A 17,484-nucleotide genomic window follows, 5' to 3' on the forward strand; every position below is an offset into this window, starting at 1 on the left:
CGGGATACCAGAGCAACGACAGCCGGTCGAAATCCGGCACAGCCCGTGCTTCCGTTTACATCCGCCCCTTATCTTTACCCTGCTATGCGTTTTTGTCCCGCCTTCCTGCTGCTTTTCCCGATTTGCTTGACGGCCTGTGAACCGGCGCTGGAACCGGGTCCCCGTGTGAGCTTCGTGGGCAGCTCCCGCTTCAATCCGGCCTCCCGCCGCATTACGGCCGCCGGCGACACCATTGCGGTGAAGGTGTTTGCCGAAGCTGGCAAGGACGACGCGCCGCTTACGCATCTGGTTATTAAAGCCCACTACCAGCCCCGTGCCCGTCCTCTTATTTATACCACTACCTACGAAGAAGGAGAAGATTCGCTTTCTTTTCGCCTCACCTACCTCGACACGCTGATTCAGAACGCCAACGAGTTTGCCTTCCAGAGTGTGCAGCCGGCCCGCACCACCGCCGGTAAGGAAACCTGGACCTATACTTTCACCGACTCTGAGGGAAAGAACGGCGTGCGAAGTCTGTATCTGCGGTTGGGCCGCACCGATTCGGCGGCGGCGTACCACAGCTACACGGTGCCGCTGCAGGCGCCGGGTGCTTTCGGGCGGCGTAGCTTCCTGGCTTTGCGTGAGGGCCTGGCCCTGCCCAGCTTCTCCCTGCGTACCCTCCCCGACAACCAGAAACTAGTGGATTTGGTGTACGTGCCGGGCAGTACCACCATCAACCCCGGCCTGGCTACCACTACCGATGCCGGCCTGAAGCTACCCTGGGTGGGGCGAGCCACTGAGTTATACCGAACTCCGCTTACTGCTTCGGCTTTTACCAACTACGCCACCACCGAAGACCTGACCAACATTGTAACGCAGTACCAGAATCAGCGGTTTACCCCTACCACTCGTACCGGCCCGCTCACCAAGGACCAGGTTATTGCCTTCCGAACCCCCGACAACAAATACGGCCTGCTGTTGGTACAGGACATCATCACAACCGGCATCCGGACGCTGGTGCTACAAGTGCGTATTACCAAGTAAGCCACCCCACCTTACCGCGCAACGGCCGGCCCCACATACGTGAGGCCGGCCGTTCTTATTTTATTATCAGGCAGGAGTGCTACTGCTAGAACATGAAACCCGCCGTGATGGTGGTGGTGAAGCGCTTCTCCTCTACTGAAATAACGGGGGTATCGGCGGCCCTGTTCAGGGAGTACGGCGAGTATAACCGGCTGCCTTTGCTGTACACTCCGGCGGCATCCAGGAAAAAGTTTTTCTGGCGCATCCCAATTCCACCCGTGTAAAAGTTGCGGCTCCGGTCTACCGGCTGGTTCACGTACGGGTCGCCGTAGCGCGCAAACCCAGCCCGGATTCGGAAGATATCGGCACGGGCCTCGGCCCCAATCCGCAGATTCAGGGCGCTGCCGTACTGGTTGTTGATGGCGTCGTTGTCGGCGCTGAAGTCGTAGCTGCCCCGCACGCCCTCGTTGCTGTAATTGCTCAGGCGGGCTCCGGCGTAGTTCACATACTCCACGTCGCCGCTGATAAAGCCATATTTGCCCAGCACCACGGCCGCTCCTCCGGTAGCCCGGAAGGGCGAGGTAAGAGCGTAGTCGAAGATGTTGGGGTCGAGCGAGGAGCTGGCCGAAGTGTAGGTCTGCCCGTCCACTTTCACCGGCTTGTCGAACTGCGCGTTCAGGGAGCTGTTGTAGGTTTCAGTGAACTGATAGTAGGTAGGGGTTTGTACCGAAGCGCCCAGCCGCACGGCTTCCACCGGCTTATAAATCAGCCCGAAGCGGGCGTTGATACCGGTGCCTTTGGTATCCAGGGCATCCCGCTGCGACAAAGAGGCGAAGGACGTGCCCGGGGCATTGGTAACCGGCTGCGAATCGGAGGCCGTGAGTACGTTTTCGGACGTGTAACGGGCCGAAATAATACCGATGCCTCCCCCGATGTACAGCTTATCGAGGTAGCTGGCGCCGTAGGCCAGGTCAAACTGGGTCTGGGCCCCGGTAGTCCGGACGGTTTCGGCCTGGTCCAGCTCGCCGGTGTCATTGAAGGGTGCAGAAATGATTCGCCGGCCAGTGTTGTCCTCGTCCGTCAGATAGGTATCGTAGGCCAAGTCGTCCAGGGCCCCACCCTGGTTTTCGCTCAGGCGCTGGAAGATATCCTGCGTCAGACCCGGCCGGCCCCGGTAACGGAAGCTCTGGTTATAGTCGGCGGTGCGGGTGATGCCAATGGCAAATGCTCCCGACCGCCACGGGTTGGCGTCATCATCGGGGCGGCGGTTGGCAAATACCAGGCCCATGCTGCCTACGTGCAGGTTGTTGCGCGAGTCAGCGGTAGTAGTGCCAAATCCCCGGCTATCCGAGCTCAGGGAGCTTAGCCCTGGCGAAAGGGTAAATTCCGAGCGTTGGAACATCCCCAGCCCGGCCGGATTGACTGATACGGAGCCATAGTCGCCGCCCACGGCGGTAGTGGCCCCGCCCAGCCCCAGCGTGCGGGCCGTACCGGCCGGCTGCGACTGAGAAAAGCGCAGGGCGTCAACGTTGTATTGGGCAAAGGCGTGGCTGGCCGAACCCAGCAGGGCAACGGCAAGGCCATATTGTAGCGTTTTCATGGGAAAGGAAGGGAAGAGTACCCGGCTCCCGCACAGGAGCCGGGCCTAGTTCAGATAACGGAATTTCAGCCTACTGTATTAACACACCTATTGCACCCGGCCCCGACGACCACCGCCGCCGCCGGAGTTACCGCCCCCACTATTGCCTCCACCCCCGTTGCTACCGCCCCAGTTGGAGCTGCTGCGCGAAGGCTCCGAGTAAGAACGGGACGGCTCCGAATAAGAGCGGGACGGCTGGGCAGCCCGCGTAGGCTCCGAGTATGTGCGCGTGGGCTGAGAGGGCTGAGATGGTTGCGCGGATGAGTCGAACAGCCGCTGCCGCCGGGGCTGGTCGGCCGTACGCGGCTGCGACGCCTGCTGATCGGGGCTGGTATTGCTCCCGCCATTGTTGCCATACTCAAACCGGCGGCGCCGGGTCGGCTCGGTGGTGGGAGGAGTAGCAACCTCTCCGGCAGGAGCTGTAGTAGTGGTGTTGTCTAATACCCGCCAACGACGGGCACCCGCCTGGTCGCCCCCCGCAGGAGAAGATAGTTGGCCCGCCTGCGGTGCTTGGTCGCCGCTGAACCGGGTACGACCAGTAGAAGCCTGCGGAGCGGGGGCTGTGGTAGGTGCGCCGGCGGCATCAAGCTCCTGCACGCGCCGACGGCCGCCACCGGCATTTGGTTGGCCTACTACGCCACTCGCCGTGCCGCCCGTAGAGCCGGGCCCGGCAAATCCGCCCTCCTGCACCCGGCCCCGACCACCGGTAGAGCCGCCGTTTGGTGCAACTACGCCCGGCCCATCGGTGGCACGGTCGCGGCGGGCACCGTAGGTAGTACGGCGGCCTGGCCGGTCATAGTAGCCGCCCCAACCATTGCCGCCCCAGCCGTTGCCACCCCAGCCACCGCCGTAGTAGCCATTGTACAGACCATTGTAGTAGCCGTTGTAGTAGCCGTAGTTATAGCCGCCCCAAGGATTACCCCAGGAGTTGCCCCAACCATAATAGTCGTAGGGGTTGTAGCCGTAGCCGTAGCCATAGCCAAACGGCCGGTACCAGGGCCGACCGAAACCAATATTTATGTTGACTCCACCGTAGCCCCAGGGACTAAAGAAAGGGTCATAATAATTCCCGAACCCCCAGGGCGAATACCCGATGGCCGGGCCGCCGTACCAGTACGGGTCGGTGTAGGCAAAGTCGTAATAGCCCATGCCAATGCCCCGGTAGGGACTATGGAAGCGCCGCAGCCGGGAAGCATAGTAATAATCGTCGTCGTAATACTCCGAACGGCTACTGTTAGTACTACCCGTGGTGCCCGCGTAGTCGGGGTTGGCTACGTCGCCGGGGGCGGCGGCTGGGGCCTCCTCCGGGGCGGTGTCGTAGGTAGCCGCCGCGTGTTGCTCCGGTGCCGTTACCCGGTCCCGCGCCGCCGAGTAGTACATGCCGTCGTTTTCGGTAGTTGTCAGGTAAGAAGAGCTTGCACAGCCTCCCAGCGTAAGCAGGGCCAGGGCGGGCAATAGCGGAGGTAGGATCTTTTTCATGGCTGCTTACGCGTAAAGTTGGATCAGAAAAATGGAGAGTAGGTGAAGGCTGGCAACGCACAGTCCGTCAGGGCCAATTCCTCCGGATTTAATAACGTAATTTGGGGCCGAAACGGTGCCTTTTTTCTACGTCAAATCTTGTACCAGAAACAGGAACTTTTTCACTACTTCTACACTACCTCAAGATATGAGCAAAAGTTTGCCCAAGCGCACCGAAGATTACTCTTTGTGGTACAATGAGTTGGTAAAGCGGGCCGGTCTGGCCGAAAACTCGTCGGTGCGGGGCTGTATGGTCATCAAACCCTACGGCTACGCCATCTGGGAGAAGATGCAGCGCACCCTCGACGACATGTTCAAGCGCACCGGCCACCAGAATGCCTATTTCCCCCTGTTCGTACCCAAAAGCCTGTTCGAGGCTGAGGAGAAAAATGCCGAGGGATTTGCCAAGGAATGCGCCGTGGTAACCCACTACCGCCTGCAGAATGACCCCGACAAGCCTGGTAAGCTGCGCGTGGACCCCAACGCCAAGCTGGAGGAAGAGCTGATTGTCCGTCCCACCTCGGAGGCTATTATTTGGAGCACCTACAAAAACTGGATCCAGAGCTACCGCGACCTGCCTTTGCTCATCAACCAGTGGGCCAACGTGGTGCGTTGGGAAATGCGTACCCGTCTGTTTCTGCGCACCGCCGAGTTTCTGTGGCAGGAAGGCCATACGGCCCACGCTACCGCCGACGAAGCCCTGGCCGAAACCCGTCAGATGCTGGAGGTATACGCCCAGTTCGCCGAAGAATGGCTGGCTCTGCCCGTAGTAAAAGGGGTAAAAACCGAGAATGAGCGGTTCGCCGGAGCTGTGGAAACCTATTGCATTGAGGGATTGATGCAGGACGGTAAGGCCCTGCAGGCGGGTACCTCTCACTTTCTGGGTCAGAACTTCGCCAAGGCTTTCGATGTACAGTTTGCCAACAAGCAAGGCCAGCTCGAGCACGTGTGGGGCACCAGCTGGGGCGTAAGCACCCGCCTGATGGGCGCCCTCGTAATGGCCCACTCCGACGACGAAGGCCTGGTGCTGCCACCCAAGCTGGCTCCCATTCAGGTGGTGATTGTGCCCATTTATAAAACCGGCCAGCTGGATGAGCTGCTAGAGCGCATCCGCCCCATGCAGATGGGCCTCATTGGGCGGGGCATTTCAGTGAAGATTGACGACCGGGACACGGAGCGCCCCGGCTTCAAGTTTGCCGAGTGGGAGCTGAAAGGTGTGCCCGTACGCATTGCCGTGGGTATGCGCGACCTGGAAGCCGGTACCCTGGAGGTGGCCCGCCGCGACACCAAGGAGAAGCTCACGCTGCCCCTCTCCGACATTGTGAACAGTGTAGACCAGCTGCTACAGGATATTCAGCAGAACATCTACCAGCGTGCCCTCTCCTACCGTGAGGCCCACACCACCCGCGTAGAATCCTACGAGGAGTTTAAGCAGGTGCTGGAAGGCAAAGGAGGCTTTGTGGTGGCTCATTATGATGGCACTTCCGAAACCGAGGAGCGCATCAAGGAGGAAACCAAAGCCACCATCCGCTGCCTGGCTCTGGCCGAGCCCGAGGAGGAAGGAGTGTGTATCGTAACGGGCCGGCCCTCCACCCGTCGCGCCCATTTTGCCCGGGCGTATTAGCCGGTAACTGGCCCGGACCGGAAAAGCCTTTCGTCAGCGGGAGTTACCAACAGGTAGCTCCCGCTGCTGCTTTGGTGCCAGATGTGCCGGCTTTGTGTATCTTTTCCCCACCAAACTACCCTCAACTATGGACTGGCTAACAATTGCCCTGCTGCTGTTTTTCGGTCTGGTATTTCTGGCCGCCGAAGTCATCTTTATTCCTGGTACCACGGTGGTGGGCCTGGTAGGCTTTGGACTGTTGGCGGCGGGCATCTGGCTGGGGTACCGCGACCTGGGCACGCCGGCCGGCCATTACGTGCTGGCAGGCTCCCTGGTGGGGTCCGGGGTGCTGGTTTACTGGGGCCTGCGGCCCGAAAACCTGAACCGCGTAGCCCTCACGCAGGTCAACCACGGCCGCGTGCACGATGTGCGCCACCCCGATGTGCAGCCGGGCGCAGTAGGCCGGACCCTCTCCGCACTGCGTCCAGCCGGTACGGTATTGTTTCAGGACGACCGGCGGGAGGTAACCACCCGCGGCGAGTTTGTGCCAGCCGGCTCTGAGGTCCGGGTGCTGGGCATTGAGCAGAACCGCATTGTGGTTGAGCTGGTGAAGGGTTGAACTGTTTAAGCGCCTAACCCGACGAATGGTCGGGTTGTCTCAGCTCTGGTACGCACACATGCCCCGGACCATCACTCAACTCTTCCCCGCCTAATCGTCCCCAACAATTCACCATTTCACCCATTCAATTATGGATTTTCCGCTTTTCCCGCTTATTGTGGGTGGCATTGCCCTCCTGGTGCTGCTGTACTTCTTCCCGATTAGCCTCTGGATAACGGCCATTTTCTCGGGGGTGCGGGTGAGCTTGTTTCAGCTGGCCTTCATGCGGGTACGCAAGGTACCGCCTGCCCTCATCGTCAACTCCCTTATCACCAGCACCAAAGCCGGCCTGGAGCTGACCGCCAACGACCTGGAAACCCACTATTTGGCAGGAGGCAACGTACCTAGCGTTATCAAGGCTCTAATTTCGGCTGATAAAGCCAACATTCCGCTCAGCTTTAAGCAGGCCACGGCCATCGACCTAGCCGGGCGCGACGTGTTCGAGGCCGTAACGACCAGCGTAAATCCCAAAGTAATCAACACGCCCAACGTGGCCGCCGTGGCGCAGGATGGTATCCAGCTGATTGCCAAGGCCCGAGTGACGGTGCGCGCCAACATTACGCAGCTGGTGGGCGGGGCCGGCGAGGAAACCATTCTGGCCCGGGTGGGCGAGGGTATCGTGACCAGCATCGGCTCGTCCCGCTCGCACAAGGAGGTGCTCGAAAACCCCGATAAGATTTCCAAGCTGGTACTCAGCAAAGGACTGGATGCCGGTACGGCCTTCGAAATTCTGAGCATCGACATTGCCGATGTAGATATCGGGGAGAACATCGGGGCCAAGCTCCAGACCGACCAGGCCTCCGCCGACCTGCGCGTGGCCGAGGCCCGGGCCGAGGAGCGCCGGGCCATGGCCGTGGCCATGGAGCAGGAAAACCGCGCCAAAACCCAGGAGGCTAAGGCCCGGGTGGTAGAGGCCGAAGCCGAAATTCCGAAGGCCATTGCCGAAGCGTTCCGCTCGGGCAACCTCGGCGTGATGGACTACTACAAGATGCGTAACGTGCAGGCCGACACCGACATGCGCGACTCCATTGCCAACCCCGGCGGCCAGGGCGGCAGCGTGAAGCCCGGCCGCGAAGAAGGGCGGATGAGCTAGAATGTGGAGAATGTGGGAATGTGAGAAATGCAGAGGATGTGAGAAATGAAATAAGACAGGAAGGCCGGTTTCAGCTTGAAACCGGCCTTCCTGTTTTCGGCAGTTATGGTAAGCGGTAAGCAGGGTGTCTTTATTCGTTTACCTTCCCTACATTCTTCACATTCCGCACATTCACCATTTCTACTTCTTCGTAATCCGGAACTCTACGCGGCGGTTGAGCTTGCGGGTTTCCTCCTGCTCGTTGCTGGCTACGGGCTTGCTGCCACCATAGCCCTCAGTGGTAATGCGGCTGCTGGCAATGCCCTTTTGCACCAGATATTTTTTTACCTCGTTCACCCGGTCCAGGCTCAGCTTCACGTTCAGTTGTGGGTCACCCTGGTTGTCGGTGTGGCCTTCCAGCTTGATTTCCACCTGCGGGTAGTCCTTCAGAATCTTTACCAGACGTAGCAGCTCAGGGTAGGAGTTTTCGCGCAGGTAATACTTGCTCTGGGCAAAGAAGATGTTGTTAAGTTTAATGCTCTGGCCCACCGCAAACGGCACCAGGTACAGGTCCTGGTTGATTTCGGAGTATTTCTGCCGGTCCGTTACATCCAGGTTATCTGATTCGGCCAGGTAATCTTTCGCCTCGGCGCGGTAGCCATAGTGGGCTCCCGAGGGCAGTACAATAGTGTAGGAGCCGTCGATGGGGCTGGTTTCAGCCACCCCGATTTCTTCGCCGGTCAGCAGGTTTTCGTAGCGAATAGTGGCCGCCACTGGCTTTTTACTACTGGCATCCAGCACTTTACCGCGCACCAGCGTTACAATTTCTGGCCGGAACGTGGGTTTGAGGCTAATGCGGAAGATATCCTTGGAGCCCCCAATACCGTTACGGTCCGATACCAGATAGGCATCTTCGCCGGCCGCCGAAACGGTATAATAAGCGTCGAAATCGGGGGAGTTTACGCTGGGGCCCAGGTTGCGGGGGGTACTCCAGTTGGTCCAGGACTCATCCAGCCGCTTGCTATAAAACAGGTCGCTCTTGCCGTAGCCGCCCCGGCCTTCGGAGGCGAAATACAGCGTTTTGCCATCGGTGGCCAGGAAGGGGGAAAATTCGGCCTTGTTGGTATTGATGGTGCCACCCAGGTTGCGCGGCTTCGTCCACGATTTTCCATCAGTCTTCAGGAAGCTCACGTAGATGTCCTGCTGGCCTTTGCCATCCTTACGGTCCACGGCCATCAGCATCACCTTGCCGGAGGTAGCCAGGAAAAAGTCGACGTTTTCGGGGTCGTCGTTGTAGTAATCCTCAATTTCCACTTTTTCGGGCTTGGTCCAGCCGGTGGCCGTACGGCGGCTCAGGCTGGGGCCTTTGGGCTCCATGGAGCCATCGGGCAGGTACACCCCAATCAGTAGTAGCTGCTGGCCGTTGGCCGATACCGAAGCCACGCCGTTCGGGTCGCGGGGCGTGTTAATGGGGCTGCCAATGTTCTTGGCCGTTCCCCACTGCTTCTTCTCGGCATTGGTAAGGTTACTGTACCACACGTCCTGCACATCCTTGGCACCGCCCACATTCTGAGGATTTTCCTGGCGGGCAAAAAACAAGGTGCGGCCATCCGGCGAAATGACCGGGTGGGTATCCACAAACTTGGAGTTAACGTTGGGGCCGAGGTTTACCATGGAGGAGTCGAAGCTGACGCCGCTCTGCTCATTGCGAAACTCCTTCTTCACCATTGACTCGGCCACGTCGGCCACGCCAATGGCATCAAGCTGGTTGACCCCGTTTACCGCCTTGGTATTCATGGTCACAACTACCCCAATGGTGCGGTAGGCCGCCGGCGAAAAGGTAACCTGTAAGGTTCTGAACTGCTCCGGAACAGGCCCCGGGCTGTCGTTGGTGTACACCTGATGCTTTTGCCCGCGCGTATCCACCAATTCAATTTTGGTAACGGAGCCGGGGTTGAAGTTTTCGATGACGGTTACCTGTTTGGCCACTACGGATTTGCCGAACCGCACCTCTATGAACTCATTGTTGCCTTCCTTTTTCGGAATCCAGGCCTCGTTGTGCACCTGCCCCAGGGGAGTGGCATTGGGCTCACCCAGCACTTTCTCGGGCGAAAATGCCTCCTTGCCTTCTGCTTTCTGCGACGATACCGCCACCACTTTAGCGGCCCACACGGCGTGCTGCGCCTGTGCCACTCTGCTCCCCGCTACCACCACCCCCAACGACAACAGTAATTTTGTAATGTTCATACAGTCAAGGTCAAATCGGACGCCGTGTGGCGCAACAGCCGGTGCTGCACCACGTAGCTAACAGGGCCAGAACTCTGAAGACGTCCTAATACGGTCGGAAGTTTCGCTATTTACCAAAAGCCTCCCTCCAGCAGGTGTACTACCACAGCTACCAGGTTTTTTGTAAAGGTAAAAGAACCGGGTTGCCGCATACCTCGGACCGCATACCGGCCAACGGCCCGCATCACCCGACCAATGGCAAAATACAACCGACGTGGAACTGTCTTATTTATCGGTCCAGCTTCCACAGACGGGGGTATGCAAACGAAAGTTGCATTTCGTTTGTTGGTAAAGGCCTTCGGCGAGCTGGCAGGTGCCCAAGCCTGTTTCTCGCAATACCGGCATTTATCGTACCTTGCGGGGTACGTACCGACCCTCCCCCACCAGTACCCATATTACTCTTCACACCATGGAAGAAAAGCTGCTAGACGAAATTCCGTCGCTTGATTTGGCTGATTTCCGCTCCGGTGACCCCGAGCGCAAAGCCCGCTTCGTACAACAACTCGGCGAAGCGTATCAGAACATTGGCTTCATTGCCCTCAAAAACCATGGCCTCACCGACGAGCAGACCCACCAGCTGTACGCCGACGTGAAAGCCTTCTTCTCGCTGCCCGACGACGTGAAGCAGCAGTACGAAAAGCCGGAGCTGGCTGGCCAGCGCGGCTACGTGAGCAAAGGCAAGGAGCACGCCAAGGGCCGCAACACCGGCGACCTGAAGGAGTTCTACCACGTAGGCCAGGAAGTGGATGACCCCAACGACCCCATTGGGGCCGAGTACCCGGATAACATCTGGCCGGCCGAGCTGAGCAGCTTCCAGAACACAGCACTTACCACGTACAAAACCCTGGAGGCCGCCGGTAAGGATGTGCTACGGGCTATTGCGCTCTACCTCAAGCTGCCCGAGAACTACTTTGATGATAAGGTACGCAACGGCAACAGCATTCTGCGCCCTATTCATTACTACCCCATCGAAAACCCCGATGCCGTACCTGCCGATGCGGTACGCGCGGCCGAGCACGGCGACATCAACCTGATTACGCTGCTGATGGGCGCCTCGGCCGATGGCCTGCAGGTGAAGCGCCGCGACGACAAGTGGATTCCGATTACGGCCCTGCCCGACCAGATTGTGGTAAACGTGGGCGACATGCTGCAGCGCCTGACTAACGGGGTGCTGAAAAGCACCATTCACCGGGTGGTGAACCCGCCCCGGGAGAAGATGAACTCCTCGCGCTACAGCATTCCGTTTTTCATGCACCCGCGCTCCGAGATGAGCTTGGCGGCCCTGGAAAGCTGCGTAACGCCCAACAACCCCAAAAAGGAAGCCGATATTACGGCCGGCGAATTCCTGAATGAGCGGCTGATTGAGCTGGGCCTGAAGAAAAAATAGCCCTGTCGTTGGAGCCTGATTACACCGGCCCGCCTCCCTACCCGGAGGCGGGCCGGTTGCGTTATAACCCACCACCTGCATACTCAGTGCAGGCGGCTAAGCAACAGGCAACCGTACAGTTAGCCCAAACTTTAAACTGTAGCCCGCGCTACATCCGCGGGCAACCTGTATCTTGTCCGGCCCTCTTCCGCTTCTTTTTCCGTAGTGTTGCTTCCTTCGCCAGACGATATTCAATTGGCTCCTCCGCCCCGCCGTACGCAGCGGGTGAAACGAGTGCGCAATATCATCTTCCTGAAAGATGTGGCTGTGCTGGGCCTTACCGCCTTTGGCGGCCCCCAAGCTCATCTGGCCATGATGCTGCAGTTGCTGGTGGATAAGCGCCGCTACCTTAAAGCCGCCGAGTTGCTGGAGCTAACGGCGCTGTGCCAGATTCTGCCCGGCCCTACTTCTACCCAAACCATTACAGCCATTGGGTTCCGGCTGGGCGGGCCCAACCTCGCCTACCTTACCCTACTGGTGTGGATGCTGCCGGCCGTGTGCATCATGACCGGCGCGGGCCTCACCATCAGCTACCTGGATAAGGAGCAGGTAGCCCGGTTGGTGCAATACGTGCAGCCCGTGGCAGTAGGCTTTGTGGCGTACTCAGCCTACAAAATTGCCGAGAAGGTTATTCACACCAAGACTTCGGTGGCCCTGATGGTGGTAGCCGCCATGCTGGTGTACCGGTTTCAGGTGCCTTGGCTGATGCCAATTTTGCTGCTGGCCGGCGGTTTGGTTACCACCTTCCGCTACCGGCGTATGCCGCAGCAGGAGAAACAGCCCTTGCAGATTGAGTGGTCTAACTTTCTGCTGTGGCTGGGCGTGTTTATAGGAGCAGCCGTGCTGGGTCAGTACACGCAGTGGCTACCGGTGCGCCTGTTCGAGAATTTCTACCGTAACGGCAGCCTTGTGTTTGGTGGAGGGCAGGTGCTGGCTCCTTTGTTCTACACGGAGTTTGTAGAGTTCAAGCACTACCTGTCTTCCGAGGAGTTCCTGTCGGGCCTGGGCATGGTACAAGCCCTGCCGGGACCCAACTTCTCGTTTGCCTCCTACATTGGAGCGCTAGCCATGCGCCGGGAAGGCAGCGGGCTGGACGGGCAGTTGCTGGGGGCATTGGTAGGCGCAGCCGGCATCTTCATGCCCGGCACGCTGCTCATCTTCTTTCTGATCCGGTTCTGGGACCAGCTGAAACGGTACCGCGTCATCAAAGCCTCCCTGGAGGGCATCAACGCCGTATCGGCCGGACTGGTGTGCGCCGCAACGTTTCTGCTGTATCATCCCCTCCCCGATAACCCCGTGAACCTGGGTCTCATTGCTGCCACATTTCTGCTGTTGCTCTGGGAGAAAGTGCCTTCCTATGCCATTGTAGGCGCAGCACTGGTAGCAGGACTTATTTGGTGAAATAGAGAGATGGTGAAAGGGTGAGTTTGATGTTCAACCCGCGCGAATGGCGCAAACAGAACATCAAACTCACCCTTTCACCATCTCTCTATCTCCCTACTGGCTACATCAGCAGCTGCTCGGGCAGGCGCATGAGGTAGTCGCCGTAACCGCTTTTGCGCAGGGGCTCGGCAATGCGGCGCAGCTGGTCGGCGTCGATGAAGCCCTGACGGTAAGCCACTTCCTCAATCGAGCCCACTTTCAGGCCCTGGCGCTGCTCCAGCACCCGCACAAACTCGCCGGCCTGCATCAGACTCTCGAAGGTCCCCGTATCGAGCCAGGCGGTGCCGCGGCCCAGGATGCCTACTTTCAGCTTGCCCCGGCGCAGGTACTCCTGGTTCACGTCGGTAATTTCGTACTCGCCGCGGGGGCTGGGCTTCAGGTCGCGGGCAATCTGCACCACGTCGTTGTCGTAGAAGTACAGGCCGGGCACAGCGTAGTTGCTCTTGGGCTTGGCCGGCTTCTCCTCAATGCTGAGAGCCTTGTTGTTGGCGTCGAACTCCACCACGCCGTAGCGCTCGGGGTCGTGCACGTGGTAGGCGTACACCACGCCGCCGTCGGGGTCGTTGTTGCTCTTGAGCAGCTCCTCCATGCCTTCGCCGTGGAAGATGTTGTCGCCGAGCACCAGCGCCACCTTATCCTGACCGATGAAGTCGGCACCCAGCACGAAGGCCTGGGCCAGCCCGTTGGGCACCTCCTGCACCACGTACTCGAAGCGGCACCCGAGGCTGCTACCGTCGCCGAGCAGCTTCTTGAACTGCGCTTGGTCGTGGGGCGTGGTGATGATAAGGATTTCCCGGATGCCGGCCATCATCAGAATGGACAGCGGGTAATACACCATCGGCTTATCATACACCGGCATCATCTGCTTGGATACGGCCAGGGTGAGCGGGTGCAGTCGGGTGCCGGAACCGCCGGCGAGGATGATGCCTTTCATTAGATAGGATGAAGGATGGAAGGATGAAGGATAAGGGACTTTCGTTTCAAAAGCCAAATTCCTCTTATTCTTTGCGCAAGGTTTGGATGAGGGTGAAGACCTGACGGTGCACGGATTTGATTCTTTCCGCAGCTAGTTCAGCCCCTACCGGAGTAGCAAATCCTAGCCGCTCTGCAATAGTGAGTTGAGTTATCAACTCCGTACACGAGCCGCTGGCGTAGTGCAGAAACTGAATAAATTCGGCGTTAGAGCCTCGCCCGGCCCCTTCACCAATGTTAGAGCCAACTGAAACGGCTGCCCTATTCATTTGGCTGATCAAATTGAATTTTTCAGAAGCAGGAAAAAGAGCAGTTAACTGATACACTTCTACGGCCAATTCAATGGCATCATGCCACACCCGCAATTTCCGGTAATCGTGCATGTCGTGAATAGTGTCGTTCTGTCCTTAATCCTTCATCCATTAATCCCTAATCCCTATAAACGCTTGATTCTCTTTAAACCATGCCAGCGTCTTCTGCAAGCCTTCCTGAATGCGGATCTGGGGCTGGTAGCCGAGCAGGTTCTGGGCCTTGCTGATGTCAGCCAGGGAGTCTCGGATGTCGCCGGCGCGGTCGGGGCCGTACTCGGGGGTGATGTCGGAGCCGGCTTCGGCCTTGAGGATGTTGAACAGGTCGTTGAGGGAGGTGCGGTCGGCCACGGCCACGTTGTAGACCTGGTTCACGGCCTCGGGGTTCTGCACCAGCGCCGCCTTGATGTTGGCCTGCACGCAGTTCTCCACGAAGGTAAAGTCGCGCGTCTGGCCCCCGTCGCCGTTCATGCGGGGCGGCCGGCCTTCCAGCACGGCATCAATAAACAGCGGAATCACGGCCGCATACGCGCCATTCGGGTCCTGGCGCGGGCCGAAGATGTTGAAGTAGCGCAGCCCAATGATTTCCATGCCGTAGGTCTTGCCAAACACGTCGGCGTACAGCTCGTTGGCGTACTTGGTCACGGCGTAGGGCGAAAGGGGCTTCCCAATGCGGTCCTCCACCTTGGGCAAGGCCTTATGGTCGCCGTACGTAGACGACGAAGCCGCGTACACGAAGCGCTTCACGCCTGCTTCCTTAGCTCCCACCAGCATGTTCACGAAGCCGCCCACGTTCACGTCGTTGCTCGTAATAGGGTCGTTGATGGAGCGCGGCACGGAGCCCAGGGCCGCCTGGTGCAGCACTACGTCAATGCCCTTGCAGGCGTCGATGCAGGTCTGCCGGTCCCGGATGTCGCCTTCGATAACGCGCAGGGCCGGGTTGCCTTCAAACAGTGCCACATTTTTGCGGAAGCCGTTGGAGAAGTTGTCCAGCACGCGCACTTCTTTTGCGCCGTACTTCAGCAGATATTCCACCAGGTTCGAGCCGATAAACCCGGCCCCGCCGGTAACGAGGAAGCTCAGGTTATCGAGCGGCTGGTCGTGAAAAGGAGTGTTATACATTTTTCAATTAAAAATTGAGAATTAAAAATTAAAAATTGGTTGCTAAAACCGCAGCAAAACAGCTTCTGTGAGCTGTCCGCGCAATTTTTAATTCTCAATTTTTAATTTTTAATTGACCCTAGCGGTTGTACTGCTTCTGGTAGTAATCCTGGTAGGCGCCGCTGGTCACGTGGTCGAGCCACTCCTGGTTTTCCAGGTACCAGTCCACTGTCTGGCTCAGGCCCTGCTCAAACGTCACGGACGGTTTCCAGCCCAGCTCATTCATGATTTTGCTTGAGTCGATGGCATAGCGCAGGTCGTGGCCGGCACGGTCGGTTACGAACTTAATGAGCTTGCGCGAGGTCCCTTTTTCCCGGCCGGTTTTCTCGTCCAGGGTGTCGCAGAGCAGATGAATTAGTTCGATGTTGGCCCACTCGTTCACGCCGCCGATGTTGTAGGTTTCGCCCACTTTGCCTTTGTGGAACACGGCATCAATAGCGGTGGCGTGGTCCTTCACGAACAGCCAGTCACGCACGTTTTCGCCCTTGCCGTACACCGGAATGGCCTCGCCGTGCTGAATGCGGTGGATGGCCAGCGGAATCAGCTTCTCGGGGAAGTGGTTGGGGCCGTAGTTGTTGGAGCAGTTGCTCAGCTTCACCGGCATGTGGTAGGTGTGGTGCCAGGCCCGCACGAAGTGGTCCGAGGATGCCTTGGAGGCCGAGTACGGCGAGCGGGGGTCGTAGCTGGTTTCCTCCGTAAACATTTCGGGGCCGAAGTCCAGGGAGCCATACACCTCGTCGGTGCTCACGTGGTAGAACACTTTGCCCTCGTAGCCCAGCGGCTTCCACAGGTTTTTGGCGGCGTTCAGCAGGTGCACCGTACCCAGCACGTTGGTCTTCACGAAGGCCAGCGGATCGGTGATGCTGCGGTCCACATGGCTTTCGGCGGCCAGGTGAATCACGGCGTCAGGCTCTTCGGTGGCAAAGAGGTTATCCACAAAGGCCTGGTCGGTAATATCGCCTTTCACCAGGCGGTAGTTGGGCGCGTTTTCAATGTCGCGCAGGTTTTCGAGGTTGCCGGCGTAGGTCAGGGCATCCAGGTTCAGAATCTGATACTCCGGATACTTGGTCACGAACAGGCGCACCACGTGCGACCCAATGAAGCCGGCCCCGCCGGTGATGATGATTTTCATGCTTTCAGGAGTAACTGAGTAATTGAGTAACGGAGTAGGCAGAGTTGAGTAACGGAGTAGCTGAGCAACTGAGTAATTCTATTCGGCAAGAACGAATTACTCAGTTACTCAGCTACTCCGTTACTCTACCAACGAAAGCTGCCACTTCCAGGCGCTGGCCAGCGAGTCTTCGAGCGAGGTAGTGCTTTGGAAACCCAATACCTCCACCGATTTGGTCACATCAGCATAAATGGCAGGTACGTCGCCGGGCCGGGGTGGGCCGATGGTGTAGTTGAGCTTTTGGCCGGTGGCCCGCTCAAAGGCCTGTACCACTTCCAGCACTGAATTGCCCCGACCGGTACCTACGTTGAAGGTTTCTACGGTGTCGCCTGTCTTATCCAGAAGGCGCTGCACGGCTACTACGTGAGCCTTGGCCAGGTCTACCACGTGCACATAGTCCCGAATGTTGGTGCCATCGGGCGTGTCGTAGGTATTGCCATTAATAGTCAGCTGCTCCCGGATGCCGGCGGCCGTTTGGGTCACGTACGGAATCAGATTCTGGGGCACACCCAGCGGCAATTCCCCGATTTTGGCCGATATGTGCGCGCCAATGGGGTTAAAGTAGCGCAGCAGAATCGTGCGCAGCGTGTTGCCGGGGGCCGCCGCCACGTCGCGCAGAATATCCTCGCACATCTGCTTGGTAGCACCGTAGGGCGAGTTGGCCTTTTTTGTAGGCGTCAGCTCGGTTACGGGCAGTTGGTCGGGGATGCCGTACACGGTGCACGACGACGAGAATACCAGGGCTTCCACCCCAAACTCGCGCATCACTTCCAGCAAAGCCAGCAGGGAGCCCACGTTGTTCTGGTAGTATTCCAGCGGCTTCTGCAGTGACTCGCCCACGGCCTTGGAAGCCGCAAAGTGAATAACGCCGCGTAGGCTGCCTTCCTCGGCAAACACGGCCCGCAGGGCTTCCACGTCGTTGCAGTCGATGCGGTGCATTGGCACCTTCACGCCCAGAATCTCCTCCACCCCGCGCAGCGCCGACTCCTGCGAGTTACTGAAGTTATCCACTATTACCGGCTGAAAACCAGCTTCGTACAGCTCCACCACCGCGTGCGAGCCAATATAGCCCGCCCCGCCCGTTACCAGTATTTTCGTTCGGTCCATCTTTGTTGAAATAGTGAGATGGTGAAATAGTGAGATGGTGAGTTTGATGAGTGGGCGAAACAGACCGCGCCGACAGCGCAAGCAGAACATCAACTCACTATTTCACCATCTCACCATC

The 17,484-nt window shown here is 58.6% G+C and carries 14 protein-coding genes; 6 read left to right on the plus strand and 8 right to left on the minus strand.

Translation table 11 applies throughout. The features are described 5' to 3' along the window. Positions 1 to 84 precede the first annotated feature (84 nt). Positions 85 to 1,023, plus strand: a complete 939-nt coding sequence (locus EI290_RS14255; RefSeq protein ID WP_125431662.1) for a hypothetical protein — start codon at positions 85 to 87, stop codon at positions 1,021 to 1,023. An 85-nt stretch (positions 1,024 to 1,108) separates the two neighbouring features. Here the strand turns inward: EI290_RS14255 and EI290_RS14260 are convergent, their stop codons facing one another. After that, the gene (locus EI290_RS14260) at positions 1,109 to 2,602 is read right to left on the minus strand and encodes a hypothetical protein (RefSeq protein ID WP_125431665.1); all 1,494 of its coding nucleotides are present in this window, start codon (positions 2,600 to 2,602) and stop codon (positions 1,109 to 1,111) included. Positions 2,603 to 2,689: 87 nt separating this feature from the next. Then, positions 2,690 to 4,120 (minus strand): hypothetical protein, encoded by a 1,431-nt coding sequence (locus EI290_RS14265; protein ID WP_125431668.1) that lies wholly within the window; start codon positions 4,118 to 4,120, stop codon positions 2,690 to 2,692. Between the two features lie 187 nt (positions 4,121 to 4,307). Between EI290_RS14265 and proS the strand changes: the two genes are divergently transcribed. From proS to floA, 3 genes are all read left to right on the plus strand, one after another. Then, positions 4,308 to 5,783 (plus strand): proline--tRNA ligase, encoded by a 1,476-nt coding sequence (gene proS / locus EI290_RS14270; protein WP_125431671.1) that lies wholly within the window; start codon positions 4,308 to 4,310, stop codon positions 5,781 to 5,783. Between the two features lie 94 nt (positions 5,784 to 5,877). Further along, positions 5,878 to 6,381, plus strand: coding sequence for an NfeD family protein (locus EI290_RS14275; RefSeq protein WP_449404931.1), 504 nt, complete (start codon positions 5,878 to 5,880; stop codon positions 6,379 to 6,381). 130 nt (positions 6,382 to 6,511) lie between these two features. Next, a complete protein-coding gene (floA, locus tag EI290_RS14280) occupies positions 6,512 to 7,513 on the plus strand; it encodes a flotillin-like protein FloA (RefSeq protein ID WP_185817001.1) in 1,002 nt (333 codons plus the stop codon). A 180-nt stretch (positions 7,514 to 7,693) separates the two neighbouring features. Here floA and EI290_RS14285 read toward each other — a convergent pair whose 3' ends face one another. Further along, positions 7,694 to 9,739 (minus strand): OmpA family protein, encoded by a 2,046-nt coding sequence (locus tag EI290_RS14285; RefSeq protein ID WP_125431680.1) that lies wholly within the window; start codon positions 9,737 to 9,739, stop codon positions 7,694 to 7,696. A 448-nt stretch (positions 9,740 to 10,187) separates the two neighbouring features. Between EI290_RS14285 and EI290_RS14290 the strand changes: the two genes are divergently transcribed. Together EI290_RS14290 and chrA are read left to right on the plus strand one after the other, a co-directional pair. Then, complete coding sequence (locus EI290_RS14290) at positions 10,188 to 11,165, plus strand: isopenicillin N synthase family dioxygenase (protein WP_125431683.1); 978 nt, start codon at positions 10,188 to 10,190, stop codon at positions 11,163 to 11,165. Positions 11,166 to 11,372: 207 nt separating this feature from the next. Next, on the plus strand, positions 11,373 to 12,605 hold the full coding sequence (gene chrA, locus EI290_RS14295) for a chromate efflux transporter (RefSeq protein WP_394343532.1): 1,233 nt from the start codon (positions 11,373 to 11,375) through the stop codon (positions 12,603 to 12,605). 103 nt (positions 12,606 to 12,708) lie between these two features. Here chrA and rfbA read toward each other — a convergent pair whose 3' ends face one another. The 5 genes from rfbA to galE form a co-directional block, all read right to left on the minus strand. Beyond that, positions 12,709 to 13,581 (minus strand): glucose-1-phosphate thymidylyltransferase RfbA, encoded by an 873-nt coding sequence (rfbA, locus tag EI290_RS14300; protein WP_125431689.1) that lies wholly within the window; start codon positions 13,579 to 13,581, stop codon positions 12,709 to 12,711. Between the two features lie 64 nt (positions 13,582 to 13,645). Beyond that, positions 13,646 to 14,002 carry a four helix bundle protein gene (locus tag EI290_RS14305; RefSeq protein WP_125431692.1) on the minus strand — a complete coding sequence of 119 codons (357 nt, stop codon included), beginning with the start codon at positions 14,000 to 14,002 and terminating at the stop codon, positions 13,646 to 13,648. A gap of 39 nt (positions 14,003 to 14,041) precedes the next feature. Continuing rightward, complete coding sequence (locus tag EI290_RS14310; RefSeq protein ID WP_125431695.1) at positions 14,042 to 15,049, minus strand: SDR family oxidoreductase; 1,008 nt, start codon at positions 15,047 to 15,049, stop codon at positions 14,042 to 14,044. A gap of 118 nt (positions 15,050 to 15,167) precedes the next feature. Next, positions 15,168 to 16,220 carry a dTDP-glucose 4,6-dehydratase gene (rfbB, locus tag EI290_RS14315; RefSeq protein ID WP_125431698.1) on the minus strand — a complete coding sequence of 351 codons (1,053 nt, stop codon included), beginning with the start codon at positions 16,218 to 16,220 and terminating at the stop codon, positions 15,168 to 15,170. Between the two features lie 120 nt (positions 16,221 to 16,340). Next, on the minus strand, positions 16,341 to 17,366 hold the full coding sequence (gene galE, locus EI290_RS14320; protein WP_125431701.1) for a UDP-glucose 4-epimerase GalE: 1,026 nt from the start codon (positions 17,364 to 17,366) through the stop codon (positions 16,341 to 16,343). Between the last annotated feature and the right edge of the window lie 118 nt (positions 17,367 to 17,484).

Source organism: Hymenobacter metallilatus, assembly GCF_003944705.1.
Taxonomy (GTDB): domain Bacteria; phylum Bacteroidota; class Bacteroidia; order Cytophagales; family Hymenobacteraceae; genus Hymenobacter; species Hymenobacter metallilatus.